Annotated in this window: 20 protein-coding genes and 1 pseudogene; 11 read left to right on the forward strand and 10 right to left on the reverse strand. The window is 68.9% G+C overall.

Features of this window, described 5'->3' with window-relative positions; translation table 11 throughout:
• Positions 1–5 precede the first annotated feature (5 nt).
• Together AC5Y2S_RS07835 and AC5Y2S_RS07840 are read right to left on the reverse strand one after the other, a co-directional pair.
• A complete protein-coding gene (locus AC5Y2S_RS07835) occupies positions 6–1,805 on the reverse strand; it encodes a protein kinase domain-containing protein (protein WP_499955185.1) in 1,800 nt (599 codons plus the stop codon).
• A gap of 78 nt (positions 1,806–1,883) precedes the next feature.
• On the reverse strand, positions 1,884–2,780 hold the full coding sequence (locus AC5Y2S_RS07840; protein WP_499955187.1) for a peptidylprolyl isomerase: 897 nt from the start codon (positions 2,778–2,780) through the stop codon (positions 1,884–1,886).
• A gap of 107 nt (positions 2,781–2,887) precedes the next feature.
• Here AC5Y2S_RS07840 and AC5Y2S_RS07845 point away from each other — a divergent pair, with 107 nt between their 5' ends.
• From AC5Y2S_RS07845 to AC5Y2S_RS07870, 6 genes and pseudogenes are all read left to right on the forward strand, one after another.
• Entirely contained in the window at positions 2,888–3,550 is a 663-nt protein-coding gene (locus AC5Y2S_RS07845) for an MBL fold metallo-hydrolase (protein WP_499955189.1), read from the forward strand.
• The gene (gene hisS, locus AC5Y2S_RS07850) at positions 3,547–4,812 is read left to right on the forward strand and encodes a histidine--tRNA ligase (RefSeq protein ID WP_499955191.1); all 1,266 of its coding nucleotides are present in this window, start codon (positions 3,547–3,549) and stop codon (positions 4,810–4,812) included. The genes AC5Y2S_RS07845 and hisS overlap by 4 nt, the downstream gene beginning before the upstream one ends.
• 113 nt (positions 4,813–4,925) lie before the next feature.
• Complete coding sequence (locus AC5Y2S_RS07855; protein ID WP_499955193.1) at positions 4,926–5,681, forward strand: hypothetical protein; 756 nt, start codon at positions 4,926–4,928, stop codon at positions 5,679–5,681.
• Between the two features lie 31 nt (positions 5,682–5,712).
• Positions 5,713–5,802, forward strand: a pseudogene (locus AC5Y2S_RS07860) (hypothetical protein); the annotation flags it as partial.
• 48 nt (positions 5,803–5,850) lie between these two features.
• Positions 5,851–6,159 carry a hypothetical protein gene (locus AC5Y2S_RS07865; protein WP_499955194.1) on the forward strand — a complete coding sequence of 103 codons (309 nt, stop codon included), beginning with the start codon at positions 5,851–5,853 and terminating at the stop codon, positions 6,157–6,159.
• Positions 6,160–6,167: 8 nt separating this feature from the next.
• Positions 6,168–6,644 (forward strand): hypothetical protein, encoded by a 477-nt coding sequence (locus tag AC5Y2S_RS07870; protein WP_499955196.1) that lies wholly within the window; start codon positions 6,168–6,170, stop codon positions 6,642–6,644.
• A gap of 49 nt (positions 6,645–6,693) precedes the next feature.
• On the opposite strand, the gene AC5Y2S_RS07875 is transcribed toward AC5Y2S_RS07870, so the two are convergent.
• Positions 6,694–7,110: a hypothetical protein gene (locus AC5Y2S_RS07875; RefSeq protein WP_499955198.1), complete on the reverse strand. Its 417-nt coding sequence runs from the start codon at positions 7,108–7,110 to the stop codon at positions 6,694–6,696.
• A 203-nt stretch (positions 7,111–7,313) separates the two neighbouring features.
• Between AC5Y2S_RS07875 and AC5Y2S_RS07880 the strand changes: the two genes are divergently transcribed.
• Positions 7,314–8,822, forward strand: coding sequence for an HNH endonuclease signature motif containing protein (locus AC5Y2S_RS07880; protein ID WP_499955200.1), 1,509 nt, complete (start codon positions 7,314–7,316; stop codon positions 8,820–8,822).
• Here the strand turns inward: AC5Y2S_RS07880 and AC5Y2S_RS07885 are convergent.
• Entirely contained in the window at positions 8,819–9,691 is an 873-nt protein-coding gene (locus AC5Y2S_RS07885; RefSeq protein ID WP_499955202.1) for a haloalkane dehalogenase, read from the reverse strand. The two genes, AC5Y2S_RS07880 and AC5Y2S_RS07885, sit on opposite strands and share 4 nt — an antisense overlap.
• A gap of 52 nt (positions 9,692–9,743) precedes the next feature.
• On the opposite strand from AC5Y2S_RS07885, the gene AC5Y2S_RS07890 reads away from it, so the two are divergent.
• Positions 9,744–10,748, forward strand: coding sequence for an Rv2578c family radical SAM protein (locus AC5Y2S_RS07890; protein ID WP_499955204.1), 1,005 nt, complete (start codon positions 9,744–9,746; stop codon positions 10,746–10,748).
• A gap of 1 nt (position 10,749) precedes the next feature.
• Here AC5Y2S_RS07890 and AC5Y2S_RS07895 read toward each other — a convergent pair whose 3' ends face one another.
• Complete coding sequence (locus AC5Y2S_RS07895) at positions 10,750–12,315, reverse strand: purple acid phosphatase family protein (protein WP_499955206.1); 1,566 nt, start codon at positions 12,313–12,315, stop codon at positions 10,750–10,752.
• 81 nt (positions 12,316–12,396) lie between these two features.
• Between AC5Y2S_RS07895 and AC5Y2S_RS07900 the strand changes: the two genes are divergently transcribed.
• Entirely contained in the window at positions 12,397–12,825 is a 429-nt protein-coding gene (locus AC5Y2S_RS07900) for an Rv2576c family protein (RefSeq protein ID WP_499955208.1), read from the forward strand.
• A gap of 15 nt (positions 12,826–12,840) precedes the next feature.
• On the opposite strand, the gene AC5Y2S_RS07905 is transcribed toward AC5Y2S_RS07900, so the two are convergent.
• Genes AC5Y2S_RS07905 through AC5Y2S_RS07925 form a run of 5 tightly spaced genes read right to left on the reverse strand, consistent with a single transcriptional unit; the run spans position 12,841 to position 17,704 of the window.
• Entirely contained in the window at positions 12,841–14,454 is a 1,614-nt protein-coding gene (locus tag AC5Y2S_RS07905; protein WP_499955210.1) for an MFS transporter, read from the reverse strand.
• Positions 14,455–14,460: 6 nt separating this feature from the next.
• On the reverse strand, positions 14,461–15,339 hold the full coding sequence (ypfJ, locus tag AC5Y2S_RS07910) for a KPN_02809 family neutral zinc metallopeptidase (RefSeq protein WP_499955212.1): 879 nt from the start codon (positions 15,337–15,339) through the stop codon (positions 14,461–14,463).
• Between the two features lie 9 nt (positions 15,340–15,348).
• The gene (locus AC5Y2S_RS07915) at positions 15,349–15,852 is read right to left on the reverse strand and encodes an SRPBCC family protein (protein WP_499955214.1); all 504 of its coding nucleotides are present in this window, start codon (positions 15,850–15,852) and stop codon (positions 15,349–15,351) included.
• Between the two features lie 9 nt (positions 15,853–15,861).
• On the reverse strand, positions 15,862–16,749 hold the full coding sequence (locus AC5Y2S_RS07920) for an oxidoreductase (RefSeq protein WP_499955688.1): 888 nt from the start codon (positions 16,747–16,749) through the stop codon (positions 15,862–15,864).
• 13 nt (positions 16,750–16,762) lie between these two features.
• Positions 16,763–17,704 (reverse strand): alpha/beta hydrolase, encoded by a 942-nt coding sequence (locus AC5Y2S_RS07925; protein WP_499955216.1) that lies wholly within the window; start codon positions 17,702–17,704, stop codon positions 16,763–16,765.
• Between the two features lie 84 nt (positions 17,705–17,788).
• Between AC5Y2S_RS07925 and aspS the strand changes: the two genes are divergently transcribed.
• Together aspS and AC5Y2S_RS07935 are read left to right on the forward strand one after the other, a co-directional pair.
• Positions 17,789–19,564, forward strand: a complete 1,776-nt coding sequence (gene aspS, locus AC5Y2S_RS07930; RefSeq protein WP_499955218.1) for an aspartate--tRNA ligase — start codon at positions 17,789–17,791, stop codon at positions 19,562–19,564.
• Positions 19,561–19,992 (forward strand): nitroreductase family deazaflavin-dependent oxidoreductase, encoded by a 432-nt coding sequence (locus AC5Y2S_RS07935; protein WP_499955220.1) that lies wholly within the window; start codon positions 19,561–19,563, stop codon positions 19,990–19,992. The genes aspS and AC5Y2S_RS07935 overlap by 4 nt, the downstream gene beginning before the upstream one ends.
• Positions 19,993–20,003 lie beyond the last annotated feature (11 nt).

Here is a 20,003-nt window from a genome sequence, read left to right on the forward strand (position 1 = left end):
AGTTCCTAGCCCACCCGCACGGACGTGATCGTGACGGTGCTGGTGGGCATGCCCCTGGTGCGGTTGCCGGCCACCCCCACCTTGGCGATCTTGTCGAGGGTGGCCAGGCCCGCCTCGTCGACCGAGCCGAACACCGTGGACGTCGGCTCGATCTCGGCGTCCCGGAACACCACGAAGAACTGGCTCCCGTTGGTGTTGGGCCCGTTGGTGGCCTCCGCGAGGGTCCCGCGCGGATAGATCACGGTCGCCTTGAGCGCCGGGTCGTCGGCCTTGTACTGGTTGGTGGGATATTCGTCGGCGAATTCGTAACCGGCGCCCCCGCCGCCGTCGGCATCGGGGCCGCCGAACAGCAGCGTCCCGCCCTCCGGCTCGTCGATCATCCGCCCGCACACGGTGTTGTCATAGAACCCCTGCTTCGCCAGGCTGACGAAGCTGTTCACCGTGCACGGGGACTCGTTGTTGGCGAGCTGGACGCCGATGTCGCCGAAGTTGGTCGAGATGACGGCGTGGATCGGGGACGGTTCGGTGGCGACCCGGCCCGTCGGCGGCAGGTTGGCGGACTTGCTCGCCGGATCCGGCGACGGCGGGTACTGGCAATTGGCGCCGAGGTCGGGCGGGGCCGCGAACGCCGGCAGCGGCGGCACGGTCGCGCCGGTCGCCGACGTCGGCCCGGGGGCCGACCCCGGCCGGGCGGGCACCCTGGCGCGGCTCGGGGTGGGGGAGGCCGCGTTGTTCGTCGAGCCGTGGCTCTGCGTCACCAGCGAAATGACCAGGGCCACCACCGCAGCCAGCGCGACGAGCGACCCGCCGACGATGCCCAGGGCCAGCCGCCTGTTGAACGTCTTCGCCTGGACCGGCTGCGGCGCCGGCTGCGGCTGCGACGCCGGTGCCGCCGGTTCCACAGCGGAGGGCGGCGCGACGAGTGGGGCGACGAGTGGTGCGACGAGTGGTGCGACGAGTGGTGCGACGGCTGGCGCGTCGGTGGCGGTCAGCGCTGCCCTGGCGGCCTCGGCGAGCTCCATCGCCGACTGGTAGCGGGCGTTGACGTCCTTCGCCATGCCCCGCGCGATCACCGCGTCAAGGGCCGGCGGCACGCCGGGCGCGATGATCGACGCTCGCGGTGGCGGCGTGTTCACGTGCGCGTTGAGCTGTTCCTCGAGGCTGTCGCCGGGGAAGGGCCGGCTTCCGGTGAGGCACTCGTAGAGCACGCAGGCCAACGAATACACGTCGGCGCGGTGATCCGTTGTGCCCCTGAAGCGTTCGGGCGCCAGGTACGCCACGGTGCCCATCGTGGCGCCGGTGCCGGTGAGCTCGGTGTCGGTCTGCGCGCGGGCGAGGCCGAAATCGATCAGGTAGACGAAATCTCGCGCGGCGGTCACCAGGATGTTCTTCGGCTTGATGTCACGGTGGATCAAGCCCACCGAGTGGGCCGTATCCAGCGCCGCCGCAACCTGTTCGATCACCGCGACGGTGCGCTCGGGGGACAGGCGCCCACCGCTTTGCACGATGTACTCCGCCAGGTCGCGCCCCTCGATCAGCCGCATGTCGACATAGAGCTGGCCGTCGATCTCGCCGTAGCCGTGGATGGGCACGATGTGCGGATCGTTGAGGCCGGCCGCGATGCGTGCCTCGCGGCGGAACCTTTGCTGGAACTGATTGTCCTCTGCCAAATGCGGCGGGAGCACTTTGAGCGCCACCACGCGATCGGTGGCGGGGTCGTAGGCGCGGTACACGCGTCCCATGCCGCCCCGGCCCAGCAACCCCATTATTTGGTAGCGGCCGAACGTCTCCGGATCCACACTCACCCATCGAACCCTAAACGGTGGAGCAAGTGATTCTGGTGATTCTCACCAATCCGCGGCCGGTGTTGCGGCCTTGCGGCTTTAGTCGAGCAGCAGCGACTTGATGGTGACTTCGCTGGCCGGCGCCCCGTCCTCGCCGCCGCCGGCGACGCCGGCCTTGGCGATCTTGTCCAGGATGGCCAGCCCGTCGGCCTGGATGGTGCCGAACACGGTGTACTGCGGCGGCAGCTGGGAGTCCTTGTAGACCATGAAGAACTGGCTGCCGTTGGTGCCGGGCCCGGCGTTGGCCATCGCCAGGGTGCCGCGCGGATAGACGACCGGCTGTTGCGCCTTGGGGTCGTTGGGCGGGTACTGGTCGGTCGGGTACTCGTTGGCGAATTGGTAGCCGGGGCCACCGGTGCCGTCACCCTTGGGGTCGCCGCATTGCAGCACGCCCAGCGTGTCCGAGGTGGTCAGCCGGTGGCATTTGGTGCCGTCGAAGTATTTCTGGCCGATGAGGCTGGCGAAACTGTTTACCGTGCAAGGCGATTCGTTGTTGGCCAGCATCAGCCCGATGTTGCCCTGACTGGTCGACATGCTCGCGCTCACCTGGGCCGGGTCGGTCGGGACCTTCCCGGTGCGCGGCGGCTTGACCTGCTTGGCGGCCGCGTCCGAGGACGCCGGGTATTGGCAGTTGGCGCCCAGGTTGGCCGACGGCTTGAACGGCGGCAGCGGCGGGACGCCCGGCGTCGGCCCGGGCGTCGTGCTCTCGGGGGAGCTGCTGGCGGCGGTGGTGCTGGTCGGCGCCGCGGTGTTGCTCTTGTTCTCGTGCTTGGTGTTGACGATTGCGATCACCACCGCGACGATCACGGCCACCGCCGCGACCGAACCCGCGGCGATCACCACGATCCGGCGCCTCTTGGCCTGCTTCTGGCGCTTCTCGAGCTGCCGTTCGAGTTTGCGCTTGGCGTTGGCACGTCGCTGTTCGTTGGTCGGCACGGCCGGAATGCCTCCATGGTTGATGGGTCGGGGCCCGAGATCGCCAGCCCAGGCTAATGTGGGCGCGGTGACCGGTGTCAATCGGGTCCCGTGGGAAACTGGGAACCGTGTTGATCACCGGATTCCCCGCCGGCATGTTGCAGTGCAACTGCTACGTGCTGGCTGACCGGCCCGGAAGCGACGCCGTCATCGTCGATCCCGGTCAGCGGGCGATGGGTGCGCTGCGGCGAATCCTGGACGAGAACCGGCTGACCCCCGCCGCGGTGCTGCTGACCCACGGGCACATCGACCACATCTGGTCGGCCCAGAAGGTTTCCGACACGTTCGGCTGCCCCACCTATATCCACCCCGAGGACCGCTTCATGCTGACCGACCCGATCCACGGCTACGGCCCGAAGCTGGCGCAGCTGGTGACGGGCGCGTTCTTCCGCGAGCCCAAGCAGGTGGTGGAGCTGGACCGCGACGGCGACAAGCTGGATCTGGGCAGTGTGACCGTCAACGTCGATCACACGCCCGGGCACACGCGCGGATCGGTCGTCTTCCGTGTCTCGTCCGACAAGGACGTCGTCTTCACCGGCGACACGCTGTTCGAGCGGTCCGTGGGCCGCACGGACCTGTTCGGCGGCAGCGGCCGCGACCTGCTGACGTCGATCATCGACAAGCTGTTGGTGCTGGACGACAAGACCGTCGTGCTGCCCGGGCACGGCCCGTCGACCACCATCGGCGCGGAGCGGCGGTTCAATCCGTTCCTCGAGGGCCTGAGCCGGTGACGGAGTTCTCTGCCCCCAAGGGGGTGCCGGATTACCTGCCGCCCGATTCGGTGCAGTTCGTCGCGGTGCGCGACGGGTTGCTGGCCGCGGCCCGCCGGGCCGGCTACGGCGACGTCGAGCTGCCGATCTTCGAGGACACCGCCCTGTTTGCCCGCGGCGTCGGCGAATCCACCGACGTCGTCTCCAAGGAGATGTACACGTTCGCCGACCGTGGCGATCGCTCGGTGACTTTGCGGCCGGAGGGGACGGCCGGGGTGGTGCGCGCGGTGATCGAGCACGGCCTGGATCGCGGCGCGCTGCCGGTGAAGCTTTGCTACGCGGGCCCGTTCTTCCGTTACGAGCGTCCGCAGGCCGGGCGGTATCGCCAGCTGCAGCAGGTCGGCGTCGAGGCGATCGGCGTCGACGACCCGGCGCTGGACGCCGAGGTGATCGCCGTCGCCGACGGTGGCTTCCGCTCGCTGGGCCTGGACGGCTTCCGGCTGGAGATCACCTCCCTCGGCGACGAAAGCTGCCGCCCGCAGTACCGGGAACTGTTGCAGGAGTTCCTGTTCGGCCTCGACCTCGACGAGGAGACGCGGCGACGCGCGCAGCTCAATCCGTTGCGGGTGCTCGACGACAAGCGGCCCGACGTGCGGGCCATGACGGCCGACGCGCCGGTCCTGCTCGACCACCTGTCCGACGGCGCCAAGCAACACTTCGACACGGTGCTGGCCCATCTCGACGCGCTCGGGGTGCCGTACGTGATCAACCCGCGGATGGTGCGCGGGCTGGACTACTACACGAAGACCACGTTCGAGTTCGTGCACGACGGTCTGGGCGCGCAGTCCGGGATCGGCGGCGGCGGCCGCTACGACGGCCTGATGAGCGAGCTCGGCGGACAGGACCTGTCGGGCATCGGCTTCGGGCTGGGCGTGGACCGGACGATGCTGGCGCTGCGCGCCGAGGGCAAGACCATTGGGGAGACCACGCGCTGCGACGTGTTCGCGGTGCCTTTGAGCGACGCGGCGAAGCTGTCGCTGGCGGTGCTCGCCGTGCAGCTGCGTGGCGCCGGTGTCCGCGTCGACATGGCCTACGGCGACCGCGGGCTCAAGGGCGCGATGCGCGCCGCCGACCGCTCGGGAGCCCGCTTCGCGTTGGTGGCGGGCGACCGGGACCTCGAGTCCGGGACCGTCGGGGTGAAGGACCTCGGCTCGGGTGACCAGGTCTCGGTGCCCATGGATTCCGTTGTTGTCGAGTTGATTTCGAAGCTGCAGCAGACCTAGGGGGGCGCGGCGGTGAGGCCGGACAACGTCATAGGCGGAGGACCCTGCACATAGATCAGTTTTTATGATACAAACGATCTCAATTACAGTCCACGTAGGGGGCGCGCGAAGTCATGACACCATCGCAGTACGTCCACGAAAAGCTCCAGCTGGCGCTCTGGGGCTGCGGCATCGCGTTCGGGGTGTTGTTCTTTGTCGGACTGATGCCGTTGTCGGGTTTCATTCCGCCGCCGTCGCCCCAGCTGTCCGGTGCCCAATTGATGGCCGAGTTCGGGCCCAGGCTGACCTGGGTCAAGCTCGGGATCGTCGTGGGGTTGCTGGGCAGCACCCTGCTGGTTCCCTGGTCGGCGATGGTCGCCCTGCAGATATCTCGTATGGAGCAGGGGCGCCGCGTCCCGCTCTGGGCCATCTTTGCGTTTGGCGCCGGCTGCGTGAATGCGGTGGCCTTCATCCTGCCGTTCATCTTCTGGGCCGGCGCCTTCTATCGCCTCGACCGCTCGCCCGAGCTGGTTCAGCTCATCAACGACATGACGTGGCTCGAGTTCCTGATGTTCTTTCCGACCTTCAGCATGCAGCTGTTCTGTCTCGCAATGGCCGGATTTACTCAGCGGCAGGGGCCCCAGGTGTTTCCCCGCTGGTTTTTGTATCTGAATCTCTGGATGGCAACGATCGGTGGGACTGGGCTCGCGTGCATTTTCTTCTTCTCCGGACCGTTGACGTGGAACGGCATCATCGGATTCTGGCTGCCCGTCGGGTCGTACGTCCCGTTTCTCGTCGTCACGTTCGTCCAGTTCTATCGGGCGATTCGCGCGGAGAAGCACTGCTATGAGCCCCTGGATTCGACTTCGCCGGCCGCGACGGCCACTTAGGTCAGTCGAGACTGCCCGCGAAGTCCGGGCTGTCGGGGTGAAGGATCTCGGCTCGGGTGACCAGGTCTCGGTGACCGTGGATTCCGTTGTCGCCGAAGTTCTTCCGCGCCTCGGCCGGTAGCCGATCCGGCGCAAGAAATTCGCAAGCGGCCGGCGTTACATTGCGGTCATGGATACCACCTTGAAGAAAGTGGTTGTCGGGGCGCTGCTTTCGGGCAGCCTCGCGGTGGCGGGTTTGGGGCCGACCGCGGGCACCGCCCACGCCGACAACTTCACCGTCCCGCACGACTGGTGCCCGGGTGAACCCCTGCCGATGCCGGATGTCCGGTGGGACATGAACGTATGCCACCACTGGTACTGGGTTCCTGTCGGGGGCATGGGCAACGTCGGCCAGTTCGTCTGGGAGGGCGACGCTCCCCGGCAGCCGCTCGGACCGCCGCCGTGCTACGGGGCGCCCATCTGCCTGCCCGGGTTGTAACATTCGCCATGACCAAATTTGCTGGCCGCTCGATCGCGGCGCTCACCGCGACAGCCGCCGCCCTCATTGCGCATGCCGCGGTCGCCAACGCCGATCCGGCGGACAACCCGCCGATGCAGACGGCGCGCGGCGACTACGTCGGTGACTGGCAGAGACACTTGAGCATGATGACGATCGCGCCCGACGGCACCGGGACGATGCTGCTCGGGTCCAGCGCCCGCGACGGCGAGAGGTGGACGATGCGCTGGACGCAGGCCGACGGCCGGGGTCTCGGGATCAGGTTGGAGCAGCGCATCGGTGCCTGGGGCGACGGACTCGGCGGCGACATCAACGAGCAGACCGCGTGGAAGGCCGAGCTCGTCGTGGCCCCCGACGGTGTCACGGTCCTCCACTTGGCCCACAACGATGCCGAACTCACCGATGCGAACGCAGGTGACATTTGGTGCTCACAGAAGTATGGCTACAGCCGCTTCTGTGGCGCCTGACGAGCGTCGCCGGCTCGGCGCATACCCCTGAAAAGGCGTGGGGGCTCGATCAGCCCACCTGGTAGGACTCCGATGACACCTGGAAGAAGTGACCGGTGCTGCTGTCGGTGCATGTCACGCCGGATTGCTCACTGACGCAACTGATCGGGCCCAACGAGCGCGTTTTCTGGCCGTAGTCGAGCACGGGCGATATCGGCGTTTTGATATCACCGACGACACACGGCATGTCCTTCGGCGACGACGGCGATCCGCCCTGCCAAAGCCCGAATTGCGGCCAGGCGACCACGCCGCCGGACTGGCATTGTCCCGCGTAGGTGGAGTTCGCGATGGTGCAAACGACGCCTGGATCGGTCCCCTGGGCATAGCCCATCTTGCAGTGAATGTTGCCCGACGGGGACTGAAAGTCATAGCCCTCATCTGCGTGTGCAGCGGCCGGAAGGCCGGCGGCCGCCGCGACCGCCGTCATCGCGACGAGGGCGAGCTTTGTGTTTGTCATGGCCCGTTGGCGGTGCGACGTTCTGGTCATGTGGGTGTCCCTAGCTTGTGCCCGCCTGTGGCGGCCGTTCGTGCATACATTCCCGCAGCCGGCTTGCCTGATCCTTGTGCGATTCTTGCGGCGCCGTTCTCGGCGTCGGCGGATTGTCGGGGTGTCATGGCATACTCGAACACATGTTCGATGAGACGGCCCGTGCTGAGGTGATCACCCGGTTCGACGAGATGATCGAGCGGTGCTATCCGTCGAAGACGGCGGAGTCCGCGGTGATGGTCGATCGGATCTGCGCCGCGGCGCGGGCGGAGAACCGGGAGGCGGCCGCGCAGCTGGCCGCGATCCACGAATTGTTCAGATATCGATTGTCACGGTGCTCGGAGAGCGAGGACTGGGCGATTGACACGATGGAGGCGGTGACGGCCGAGGTGGCCGCGGCGTTGCGGATCAGCCAGGCCCTCGCGGGGAGCCGGCTGCACTACGCCCGGGCGATGTGCGAGCGCCTGCCCAACGTGGGTGAGGTGTTCAAGGCCGGCGATATCGATTACCGGATGTTTCAGACGATCGTGTTTCGCACCGATTTGATCGAGGATGCCTCCGTGTTGGCCCGCGTCGATGCGCAGTTGGCGGCCAATGTGGTCCGCTGGCCGTCGATGAGCCAGGGGCGGCTGAGCGGGCAAGTGGACCGGATCGTGGCCCGCGCCGACGCCGACGCGGTGCGCCGGCGCACCAAAGCCCAACGCGATCGCGAGGTCTGGATCGGGCCGGACCAGGACGGTTGCGCCGAGATCGGTGGCGTCTTGCTGACCCCGGATGCCCATGCCTTGGAGAAACGCCTGAATGCGTTGGCGACCACCGTGTGTGCGCACGATCCACGCACCAGGGAGCAGCGCCGCGCTGACGCGCTGGGGGCGCTGGCAGCCGGGGCGGATCGGCTGGGCTGCCGCTGCGGGCGTCCTGATTGCGCGGCCGGGAAGCGCCCGGCGGCCGGTCCGGTGGTGATTCATGTGATCGCCGAACAAGCCACCCTCGACGGCACCGGCAACGCACCGGGATCCGAGCTGAGCGCCGACGGTCTCATCCCGCCCGAACTCGTGCGGGAATTGGCCGCCTCGGCCAAGCTGGTGCCGCTGACCCACCCCGCCGACACCGCGCCCGAAAAGGGTTACGTGCCCTCCAAGGCGCTGGCCGAGTTCGTGCGCTGCCGCGACCTGACCTGTCGGGCCCCGGGCTGTGATCGCCCGGCCGTCCATACCGACATCGACCACACCGTTCCCTACGCCGACGGCGGTGCGACGCACGCGTCCAACCTGAAATGCCTTTGCCGGCTTCATCATTTGCTCAAAACGTTCGGCGGCTGGCGCGATCGGCAGCTGCCCGACGGCACCATCGTCTGGACGTTGCCCGACGGGCACATCTACGTCACCACCCCGGGCAGCGCGCTGCTGTTCCCCGGCATGTGTGCGCCCACCGGCGAGGCGCCCATCGCCGCGGCCGTCGCCGACCGCTGCGGTGAGCTCACCGCGATGATGCCCAAACGTCGCCGCACCCGCGCCCAAGACCGCGCCTACCGCGTGGCCACCGAACGCCGCCACAACCGCGAGGCCCGCCTGGCCCGCAAAACCGAAGTCAACGACTATTTCGGATCCGCCCAACCCCCCGACGGCGACGACGATCCGCCGCCCTTCTAGGTGCCGGCCGACCGTAGCCGCCTGACGAATTGCGCCACGGCCAAACCGATCTCGTCCGGGCTGTCTTCTTGGATGAAATGCACCCCGGGGACCGTGACTTCGCTGAGGTTACCCCACGTCCGGACGTAGTCGCGGATGCGGCCGGTGAGGATTGCGCCGGGCTCGGCGTTGACGAACAGCTTTGGCACGTCGTCTTTTTCGAGCCAGGATCGGTACTCGTCGACGATGGCGACAACGTTGGCTGGCTCGCCATCGATGGGTATGTTGCGCGGCCACGACAGCGTGGGTCGCCGGTCCTCGCCGGGATTGAGGAACGGCTCGCGGTAGGCGTTCATCTCCTCGTCGGAAAGTTTCCGCTGAATAGCGCCGGGCAGGACCGCTTCGACAAACATGTTCTGTTCCAACACCATCCGCTCACCCTCCGGCGACCGGAACCCCTGGAAAACACCTCGCACGCTGGGATGCCAATCCGACCATGTCATCGGCGTGACGATCGCCTCCATGAATGCGATCCCCTGCACGCGGTCGCGATGCTGGTTCGCCCAGTCGAAGCCCAGCGCGGAGCCCCAGTCGTGCAGCACCAGCACCACGCGGTCCCCCAGGTCGAGCGCGTCCCAGAGTGCGAACAAGAAGTCTCGTTGCTCGGCGTAGTTGTAGCGGTCTGGACCCGATGGGCTGAGTTTGTCCGACGCGCCCATCCCGATGAGGTCGCATGCCACCAGCCGGCCCAGCCCCTCCAGGTGCGGCATGACATTGCGCCACAAGTACGACGACGTCGGGTTGCCGTGCTGAAAGACGATCGCGTCGCCCTCGCCCTCGTCGATGTAGGCCATTCGCTTGCCGGCGATCTCCCGGTGTCGCAGTTCCATGGCGCCATCCTGTCACTTGACATCGGATCGAACAACAGTTCGAATAGAGGGCATGCGCTGGGCTAGTCAGGCCGTCGCTCTCGACGACGGGGCACTCCCGGGGCTGGCCAGGATCGGCCTGGTCCGAAGCGTGCGGGCGCCGCAGTTCGAGGGGATCACCTTCCACGAGGTGCTGTGCAAGTCGGCGCTCAACAAGGTGCCCAAGGCGTCTGCGCTGCCGTTCCGCTACACCGTCAACGGCTACCGCGGCTGCTCGCACGCCTGCCGCTACTGCTTCGCGCGTCCCACCCACGAATACCTGGACTTCGACTGCGGCGCCGACTTCGACACCCAGGTGGTGGTCAAGACCAACGTCGCCGAGGTGCTGAACCGCGAGCTGCGCCGGCCGTCGTGGCAGCGGGAGACGGTCGCGCTGGGCACCAACACCGATCCCTACCAGCGCGCCGAGGGGCGCTACGCGCTGATGCCGGGCATCATCGGCGCGCTCGCCGGATCCGGTACGCCGCTGTCGATCCTCACCAAGGGCACCCTGCTCAGGCGCGACCTGCCGCTGATAGCCGATGCGGCACACCAGGTTCCGGTATCGGTCGCCGTCTCGCTGGCCGTCGCCGACCCGGAGCTGCACCGCGACGTCGAGCCGGGAACGCCGACGCCACAGGCGCGCCTGGGCCTCATCACCGCCATCCGGGACGCCGGCCTCGGCTGCCACGTGATGGTCGCGCCCGTGCTGCCGCACCTCACGGATTCCACCGAGCACCTCGACGGCCTGCTCGGCCAGATCGCCGCCGCCGGCGCCACCGGCGTCACGGTCTTCGGCCTGCACCTGCGTGGATCGACGCGCGGCTGGTTCATGTCCTGGCTGGCCCGCTCGCACCCGGAGCTGGTCGGCCGGTACCGCGAGCTGTACCGCCGCGGCGCCTACCTGCCGCCGAGCTACCGCGACATGCTGCGCGAACGGGCCGCGCCGCTGATCGCCGAGCACCGGCTGGGCGGCGACCCCCGCCCGACCCCATCGGCAAAAGCCACACCGGAACCGCTGCAGCCGACGCTGTTTTGAGCTAGGCGGGCCGGTCGCGGCGCGGCTTGGTGAGCGTGAACTGGTCCACCACGGTGACCGCGCCGAATGGCCCGCTCAGCGCGTAATGCGTCGCCTTGATCGAGGTGTTGCCGCCGGGTTGGCCCGGGTCGACGTCGAAAGCCGCGAAGCCGTAAGGGTTGTCGCGGTCGCGAAACGCCGACCACGGCGCGTCCTCCAGCACGTAGATCGGCGCCTTGCGGCCGATTCCGGGGTCGAATGCCCCGACGCCGGTCACCACGCGGCACCGCGGCTCGGGAAAGAACATCCCGTTGGACGGCGCGGAGGTGCCGCCGCCGCCGATGACGAGGTGCACGGTGCCCTTGGTCGAGTCGATGAGGTCGTCGCGGGTCTCGACGGGTATCGGCGTCCGGGTGTCGGTGCCCAGCGCGCCGCGCAACGGATGCGACCGCTCGTAGTGGTGTTCGTGGCCGCACAGCACCAGATCGACCTCGTACTGGTCGAACAGCGGCAGCCACTCCTGGCGGATCCCGAGGTCGGCGCCGTTGGTCCTATCGGCGGTCGAGATCGCCGTCTGGTGCATGCAGACGACGATCCAGTCGACGTCCGGGTCGCGCCGCGCGGCGGCGAGTTCGCCCGCGAGCCAGCGCCTCTGCTCCCCGCCGGAGTAGCCGTGCACGTAGAAGTTGCCGCCGTCCTGGTAGGCCACGTCGTCGTTGTTCAGGCTGATCACCCGCACCGAGCCGGCGGTGAACGAGTACCACAGGCCGCGGGTCTGAACGCTGGAGCCCGCATCGGGCACCGCGAAGTAGGTCTGGTAGGCGCCGTAACCGATTGGCCCGTTGCCCAATTCGTTCTCGTGGTTGCCGGCGGCCGGCATCCACGGCCGGAACCGCGCCGAGCGGGTGTTGTTCTCGAACCAGTTCGACCAGGTCCGGACGCGATCCTGGGCGAGGTTGGCGTAGCACAGGTCGCCGTTGACGAGATTGAACAGGGGGCCGAGGCGCTCGACCGCCAGCGTGGTGTCCGCGGCCGCGGGCGACCCGATGTTGTCGGTGGCGTATCGGCCGTCGGGCATCCGGGCCAGCGTGGGGGTAGACTGATCGCCGAAGCTGGTGAAGCGCAGCGGCTTTCGCCCCGATGGCGCGGTGCGCACCGTCCCGCCGCCCGGCTCGGCGCCGTCGTGCACCGCGGCGTACACGTAGTCGGTGTCGGGGATCAGGCCCGTCAGGCGCGCGTGGTTGACGCGAACCTCGATGTTGGACTTGGCATCTCGGTAGGTGCGGGTCTCGGCGGCGACGGTGCGCCCGAACCCGGAGGCCGGGGTGCCCAGCATTACGCGGGGATTGCGGACGGCCTCGGTGGTGTGCCATGACACCACCACCTCGGTCGCGGCGTTCGCGCCGAACTGCAGGTGCAGGCCGGTCACCGGCGGTGCGCCGCCGCGGTCCGGCTGATACCAGACGGCCGGACCGCGCACCTGCGACCACAGCAGTGCCGCCCCGCCCCCGATGCCCGCCCCCAGGGCGGCCGAGACCGCGCTCGTGGTCAACAGCCTGCGGCGGCTGATCCCCGGAACGTCGGTCATGCCTGCTTCATACCCGACCGGGGTGAACGCCCGCATCCTGGTCACAGCCACCGGGGTAACGAATCCGGTAGCGTTTTCGATATGACGAACGTGCGAAAAGTGACCAGCGGGGTGGCGGTGGCAACGTTTGCGGCGGCCATGGGGGTGGCCGTCGCGCCCGCGATTTCACACGCGGATGGCCACCAGGTGACCTACACCGTGACGAGCCCCAACAATCTGACCGCCACGGTCAGCTACGTGAGTTCGGATCCGCCCAGCCAGGCGGCCTACAGCGCGGATCCGTCGAAGTTCACGACGAGCGTGCAGGCGCCGCTGAGCGGGGGAGCGCCGGTCACCTACACCGCCACGCTGGCGAACCCGAACCAGTTCGCGACCATCACCGCCAGCGGCATGCTGCACTGGCCGGACTCGGGCAACGGCCCCGCCCAGTTCCACTGCGAGATCGCCGTGGACGGCCAGGTGGTCGCGCACGCGGACGCCACCACCACCGTCACCTGCCGACCCAGCTAGCCGGCCACGGCCGGTTCATCGGTGCACGCGCACGGCCAGGTAGTACTCGTGCCGCCGGGCGTCGTCGACGGTGTAGCTCACCGCCTTGGCCGCGCCGTCGTGGTCGGACTCCAGCCAGCGCTCGGTGTGCTGGCGTTCGAATTCGGTCCAGGACGGCACCGTGAACCGCTCGAGGACCATGTCGGGTTCTTCCAGGTTTCGATAGAGGCGCCAGCTGTGGCCACCCGTTCGCAGGCGTGAGCGCCGGACCGCGCTCATCGCCTCGACGAACTCGTCGAGGTTCTCCGTTGGCACCCGGTAGCGGACGGTCACCAGCACCGGCCCGTCGTTGGGGCGCGGTTCGAGCATCACCATCGGCGACGCCCAGCAACTGGAGATGTTGCGGCTCAGCTTCCCGGTGGAGGGCAGCAAACCGAGCACGGGGACGCTGAGGGCGGCGATGGCCAGCAGCGCCGCCGACCACGTCAGAGCGGCGTCGAGCCCGTCCCGCGTGGCGACGAGACCCCAGAGGTACGCTCCGATCGCCTGGCATCCGGTGAAGACCAGCAGGTACATCGCCAACCCGCGGGCCCGGACCCATCGCGGCAGATGCAACTGGGCCGCCGCGTTCAGCGTCGTCAACGTGAGCAGCCAGGCCGTCCCCGACAACACCAGGAAGGGGGCCGCCGCGGTGAACGACAGCCGGGCCACCGCGAGCGCCGCAATTCCGTACGCGGCGGCGCACGCCGCCAACAACGCGTTGGGCGGCACCTTCTCGCGGATCGGGTTCGGCACCGCGAGGGCGAGCGCCGCCCCGCAGCCAATGGCCCCCAGCGTCAGACCGTAACCGCTGGCTCCCAGGTGCCAGCTGTGGGAGGCGGCCACCGGCAACAGCGCCAGCAGGGCCGAGGCGGGAAACACGAAAAGCGCTGTGCGCAGCAGAATCCGGCGAAAGATCGGGCTGTTGACGACGTACAGCCATCCGCTCACCATGGCCTGGCCGAACTGTTCCCGTTCGAGTGGTGCGAGTTGCTTGGGCCGCTGCCACGCCGTCAGGGCGAAGATGATCCCGGTGAACGACACGGCGTTGATCGCGAATACCGCTGCCGGCCCGGCGATTGCGACCACGACGCCGCCGATCGCCGGCCCGATCACCCGGCCGACGCTCGCCGAGACGCTCGACAGGCCCGCGGCCGACGGGATCTGTTCGCGCGTCACAACCTCGGGCTGAATCGCCTGCCAGGCCGGCGCGGTCAGCGCGGAGGCCAGGCCGATCGCGACGGTGAACAGCAACAGCGCGGTCGGCGTGAGCCTACCGAGGTAGGTCACCGCCGCCAGGACCAGCGCCACCACCACCGCATACGACTGCAAGACGATCAGCAGGCGCCGCCGGTCGAACAGGTCGGCGAGCACCCCGGCGAACAGCCCCAGCAGCAGCGTGGGCCCGAGGCTGGCCGTCTGGACCAGCGCCACGACGGTGGCGCTGCTGTGGTCCTCGATCAGGAACCATTGCGCCGCCACGCTTTGCATCCAGGTCCCGATGTTCGAGACGAACTGCGCGATGAACAGGTTGCGAAAGATGCGATTGCGCAACGGTGCCCACGCCGACGCCTGCCCATCGTCGGCCAGCTCCTGATCCTGGACCACCATGAGCGCTCAGCCCAGATCGGTCGCGGCGAACGTATTGCACTGGTTGGGGTCACCGGTCTGGTAGCCGATGGTGAACCACTTCTGCCGCTCCGCAGACGAGCCGTGCGTCCAGGACTCCGGGTTGACGCGTCCGGTCGCCTGCTTCTGGATGCGGTCATCGCCCACCGACGCGGCGGCCGAAAGCGCATCGTTAATATCCTTGTCGCTCAACGGCTCCAGGTACGGCACGCCGGTGCTCTGCTGCTTGACGGTTGACGCGTAGTGGGCCCAGATGCCGGCGTAGCAGTCGGCCTGCAGCTCCGTGCGCACCCCGTTGCCCCCGGCGCCCTGTGCCCCCTGCTGGGCGCGGCCCAGGACGCCCTGCAGCTGCTGCACGTGGTGGCCGTATTCGTGGGCGACGACGTATTCCTGCGCGAATGGTCCACCGCTGGAACCGAATCGGTCGACCAGTTCCTGGAAGAAGTCGGTGTCGAAGTACGCCGTCTGGTCCACCGGGCAGTAGAACGGTCCCACCGCGGTGGTGGCCGGGCCGCACCCGGTGTCGACGGATCCGGTGAACAGACGCACGTGCGGGCGGGTGTAGTTGCGCATCAGCTGATGCCAGACCGCGTCGACGGAATTGCCGGTGGCGACCACGCGGCACTGGACGTACTTGTTGGCGTCCGCGCCGGTCTTGCACTGGCTAAGGTCGAAACCGGGCGCCGAATAGCCGCCGGTGTTGGTCTGTTGCTGGGTCATGATGCGGCCCGGGTCGATGCCGAAGAACAACGCCCCGAGCAGGATCAGCAGCCCCAGGCCACCGCCCCCGATGGCCATCCCCATCCCGCCCCCACCGGAAGACGACGCGGTGCTGGTGTCGATCTGCATGCCCTCGTTGAAGGTCATCGCACGCTCCTAAGGTTGCCGGGTGACGGGGAACCGGGCGTCGGTGTAGCTGCGCAGGTTGCGCAGGAACCGGCGGAGCCCCAGGTTGAGCAGCGGCCCGAACAGCGGCATCACCAGCCGGGCGGGGCCGGCCGGTTTCTGCGCCATGGTCCACGTCAGCCGGCAGCCGCCGGGGATGACCTCGACCCGGTAGTCCTCGGCGAACGCCGCGACCGCCTTCGACGAGCACTCGTTGAAGCGGAATGCCATGCGGGTGAACGGTTCCCACGCAAGGAACTCCTCGTCCCCGACGAGGCCGCCGCGCATCTCGACGATGCGGGTGGTGCCGACGCCGCGCGGCTCGGGACTGGTCCAGGTCACCTTCGTGATCACCGGCGCCCAGCGCGGCCACGAGCCGGCGTCGCCGAGCACCTCGAACAGCTGCTCGGGCGTGACGGCGAGGTCGACGCTGTTGCGGAAACGAAACGGCGCGGTATCTACGAAGCCCAGGTCGACACGCTCGCAGGGGAACATGGCCCTAACCTAACCCGGCCCGTCGCTCGCCGCCGCCAGCAGCGGCACCAGGATGTCGCTGATCGGGGTCGCCAGGTTGTGGTCGTGGGCCTTGCGGACGACCACGCCGTTGCGGATGTCCCACTCGAGCCGCCGGTGGTTCTCCCGGTCGAACAGCATCGAGGTGCCCATGTCCTTGGGGCCCTTGCGGAACATGTCGACCAGCTCGTCGATCACGCCGTCGGGCAGCCGGGCGCCCTCGGCGTGCGCGACGGCCAGGCATTCGGCCACATAGCGGCGCGACAGCGCGGCGACGTCGTCGCGGTGGAACATCCCGGACCGCCGCCCGGTCAGCACCATGAACCCGGCCAGCGCGTTGACGAGCAGCTTGCGCCAGGCGGCGGTGACGAAGTCGGGGTCGCAGTCCACCTGGCAGCCGGCGCCGCGCAGCAGCTCGGCCGCCGCTTCCGCCGAGGGCCCTGACGGCAACACCAGCCGCGGTTCGGTGCGCAACCGCACCCACCCTTCCGGCTGCGTCTCGGCGCCGTACCAGACGATCCCGGGCACCACCGGCGACGACGGGCAGTGCGGCTGCACCTGCTCGACCTGCTCGACACCGTTCTGCAGCACGACGACGACCGTGTGCTCGTCGCACAGGCGGCCTAGCCAGCCGGCCGCCTCGTCGTTCTGGGTGGCCTTGACCGCCAGGATCACCACGTCGACGGGGCCGGCGACCGCGCCGGGATCCGTGCACATGGGGCCGGGCACCACGATCGGGTCGGCGCCGTCGGGCCGCAGCTCGATGGCGTCACGGGGGGTGCGGCCGCACACCAGCACGGAATGCCCGGCCTTGTGCAGCAGCGCGGCGACCGTCGTGCCGACGGCGCCGGGACCGACCAGTGCGATGTTGGTGGCGATAGGTCCGAAATTACTAGAGCGCGAGCGCTTGGCGCAGCACGGCGACGGTTTCGGCCTGCTCCCGCTTCGAGATCGCCGCATCCTGGATCAGCATCGAGCCGTGGAAAGTGCCCGGGAACAAATGCAATTCGACGCTCACCCCGGCCGCGAGCATGGCCAGCGCGTAGGCGACGCCCTCGTCGCGCAGCGGGTCGAAGTGCATGACCGAAACGTACGCGGGCGGCAGGCCCGCCAGATCGGTCGCGCGGGCCGGGGCGGCATAGATCGACACGTCGTCCCCGCCGGCGCGGCCGGGCCCCAGGTAGCAGTCCCAGCTGACGATCGCGCGGGGCCGGCTCCACAGCGGGGTGTCGGTGAACGCGATCATGCTCGCGGTGGCCAGGCGGTCGTCGAGCTCGGGCACGGACAGGAACTGGAAGGCGATGTGCGGCCCGCCGCGGTCGCGCGCCAGCAGCGCCAGCGCGGCGCCCAGCCCGCCGCCGGCGCTGGTGCCCTGAATGGCGATGCGGTGCGGGTCGACGCCCAGTTCGTCCGCGTGCGCGGCCGTCCAGACCAGCCCGGCGTAGACGTCTTCCAAGCCGCCGGGAAATGGGGTTTCCGGCGCGAGCCGGTAGTCGACCGACACCACGACCACGCCGAGTTCGCGGGCCAGCGCGACGTTCGAGGCGTGTTCGGTCTCGAGGTCGCCGGCGATGAACCCGCCGCCGTGGACGTGGTAGATCGCGGCGGGAGCGCTGGGCCGTTCGGGTTGGTAGATGCGGATCGGCACCGCGGGATCGCCGTCGCGGCCCGGGATCTGACGATCCTCGATCCGCACCCCGGTGGTGTCCGGCGGTGGAAACTGGGCGATCATCTCCGACAGCGCCGCCCGGATGGCCAACGGGTCGTCGCCGGGCAGATCGGGCAGCAGTGGGACGACGGCGGCGATTTCCGGATCGAACGCATACGTGGTCATGTGCACTCCTGATCCGTCCGCGGCGACGTCGCTCATGCACTCTAGACTGGGCAGTCGTTCAAATCGGGCAAAGGGGAGTATTTCGTGCTGCGCAGCCATGCCGCCGGCGCGCTGAGGAGCAGCGACGCCGGCCAGCAGGTGACGTTGGCCGGTTGGGTGGCCCGCCGCCGCGACCACGGCGGCGTCATCTTCATCGACCTGCGGGACGCGTCCGGCGTCGCGCAGGTGGTGTTCCGCGCGGCCGACGTGCTGGCCCAGGCGCACCGGTTGCGCGCCGAGTTCTGCGTCGCGGTGACCGGTACCGTCGAGATCCGGCCGGAGGGCAACGCCAACCCGGAGATCGCCACGGGCGACATCGAGGTCAACGTCAGCTCGCTGACCGTGCTGGGCGAGAGCGCGCCGCTGCCGTTCCAGCTCGACGAGCCCGCCGGCGAGGAGCTGCGGCTGAAGTACCGCTACCTCGACCTGCGGCGCGACGGCCCAGCCGCGGCAATGCGGCTGCGCTCCAAGGTCAACGCCGCCGCGCGCGGGGTGCTGGCGCGGCACGACTTCGTCGAGATCGAGACCCCGACGATCACCCGGTCGACGCCGGAGGGGGCGCGCGACTTCTTGGTGCCGGCGCGCCTGCACCCAGGCTCGTTCTACGCGCTGCCGCAGAGCCCGCAGCTGTTCAAGCAGCTGCTGATGGTGGCCGGCATGGAGTGCTACTACCAGATCGCCCGCTGCTACCGCGACGAGGATTTCCGCGCCGACCGCCAGCCCGAGTTCACCCAGCTCGACATGGAGATGAGTTTCGTCGACGCCGAGGACGTCATCGCCGTCTCCGAGGAGATCCTGGCCGCGCTGTGGGGGTTGATCGGCTATCGGCTCCCCACGCCGATCCCGCGGATCAGCTACGCCGACGCCATGCGCCGGTTCGGCTCCGACAAGCCCGACATGCGGTTCGGCCTCGAGCTCGTCGAGTGCGCGGAGTTCTTCAAAGACACCACGTTTCGCGTCTTCCAGGCGCCCTACGTCGGCGCGGTCGTGATGCCCGGCGGGGCCTCCCAGCCGCGGCGCACCCTGGACGGCTGGCAGGAGTGGGCCAAGCAGCGCGGGCACCGCGGGCTGGCCTACGTGCTCGTCGGCGACGACGGCGAGCTGGGCGGCCCGGTGGCCAAGAACCTGTCCGACGCCGAACGCGCCGGCCTGGCCGGCCATGTCCGGGCCAAGCCGGGGGACTGCATCTTCTTTTCGGCGGGTCCGGCGAAGTCGTCGCGGGCCCTGCTGGGCGCGGCCCGCGGCGAGATCGCCAAGCGGCTGGGCCTCATCGATCCGGACGCGTGGGCGTTCGTGTGGGTGGTCGACCCGCCGCTGTTCGAGCCGGCCGAGGACGCGACCGCCGCCGGGGACGTGGCGGTCGGCACCGGGGCGTGGACCGCGGTGCACCACGCGTTCACCTCGCCCAAGCCCGAATTCGAGGACGCCGTCGACAAAGATCCCGGCAGCGTGCTGGCCGACGCCTACGACATCGTCTGCAACGGCAACGAGATCGGCGGCGGCTCGATCCGTATCCACCGCCGCGACATCCAGGAACGGGTGTTCGCCGTGATGGGCCTGGACAAGGCCGAGGCCGAGGAGAAGTTCGGATTCCTGTTGGAGGCGTTCATGTTCGGCGCGCCGCCCCACGGCGGCATCGCGTTCGGCTGGGACCGCATCAACGCGCTGCTGTCCGGGGTCGACTCGATCCGCGAGGTGATCGCGTTCCCCAAGACCGGCGGCGGCGTCGACCCGTTGACCAACGCGCCGGCGCCGATCACGCCCCAGCAGCGCAAAGAGTCCGGAATAGACGCCAAGCCGGAGAAGGTTGACCGGGCATGACTGAAATGCCTGACACCGCCACCATCAACGCCTTCAACACGAGCATCATCGACGAGTTCCGTTCCAACGAGGGCAAGGTCGGCGGCCAGTTCGACGGCGCCAACCTACTGCTGCTGCACACGACGGGCGCCAAGTCCGGCCAGCCCCGGGTGTCGCCGCTGGCCTACTTTCGCATCGACGGCAAGCTGATCATCATCGGCTCGTTCGCCGGCGCGCCCGTCAGCCCGGCCTGGGTGCACAACCTGCGGGCCAACCCGGCGGCGCACGTGGAGGTCGGCACGGACGCGTTCGACGTGACCGCCCACGAGCTGCCGCGCGACGAGCGCGACGCGCTCTTCGACAAGGTCGCGGCCGCGGCGCCCGGCTTCGGCGAATACCAGTCCAAGACCAGCAGGGTCATTCCGCTGTTCGAGCTGCAGCCGGCCTAACCCGGCGAGCG

It is taken from the genome of Mycobacterium sp. NGS69 (assembly GCF_059812165.1).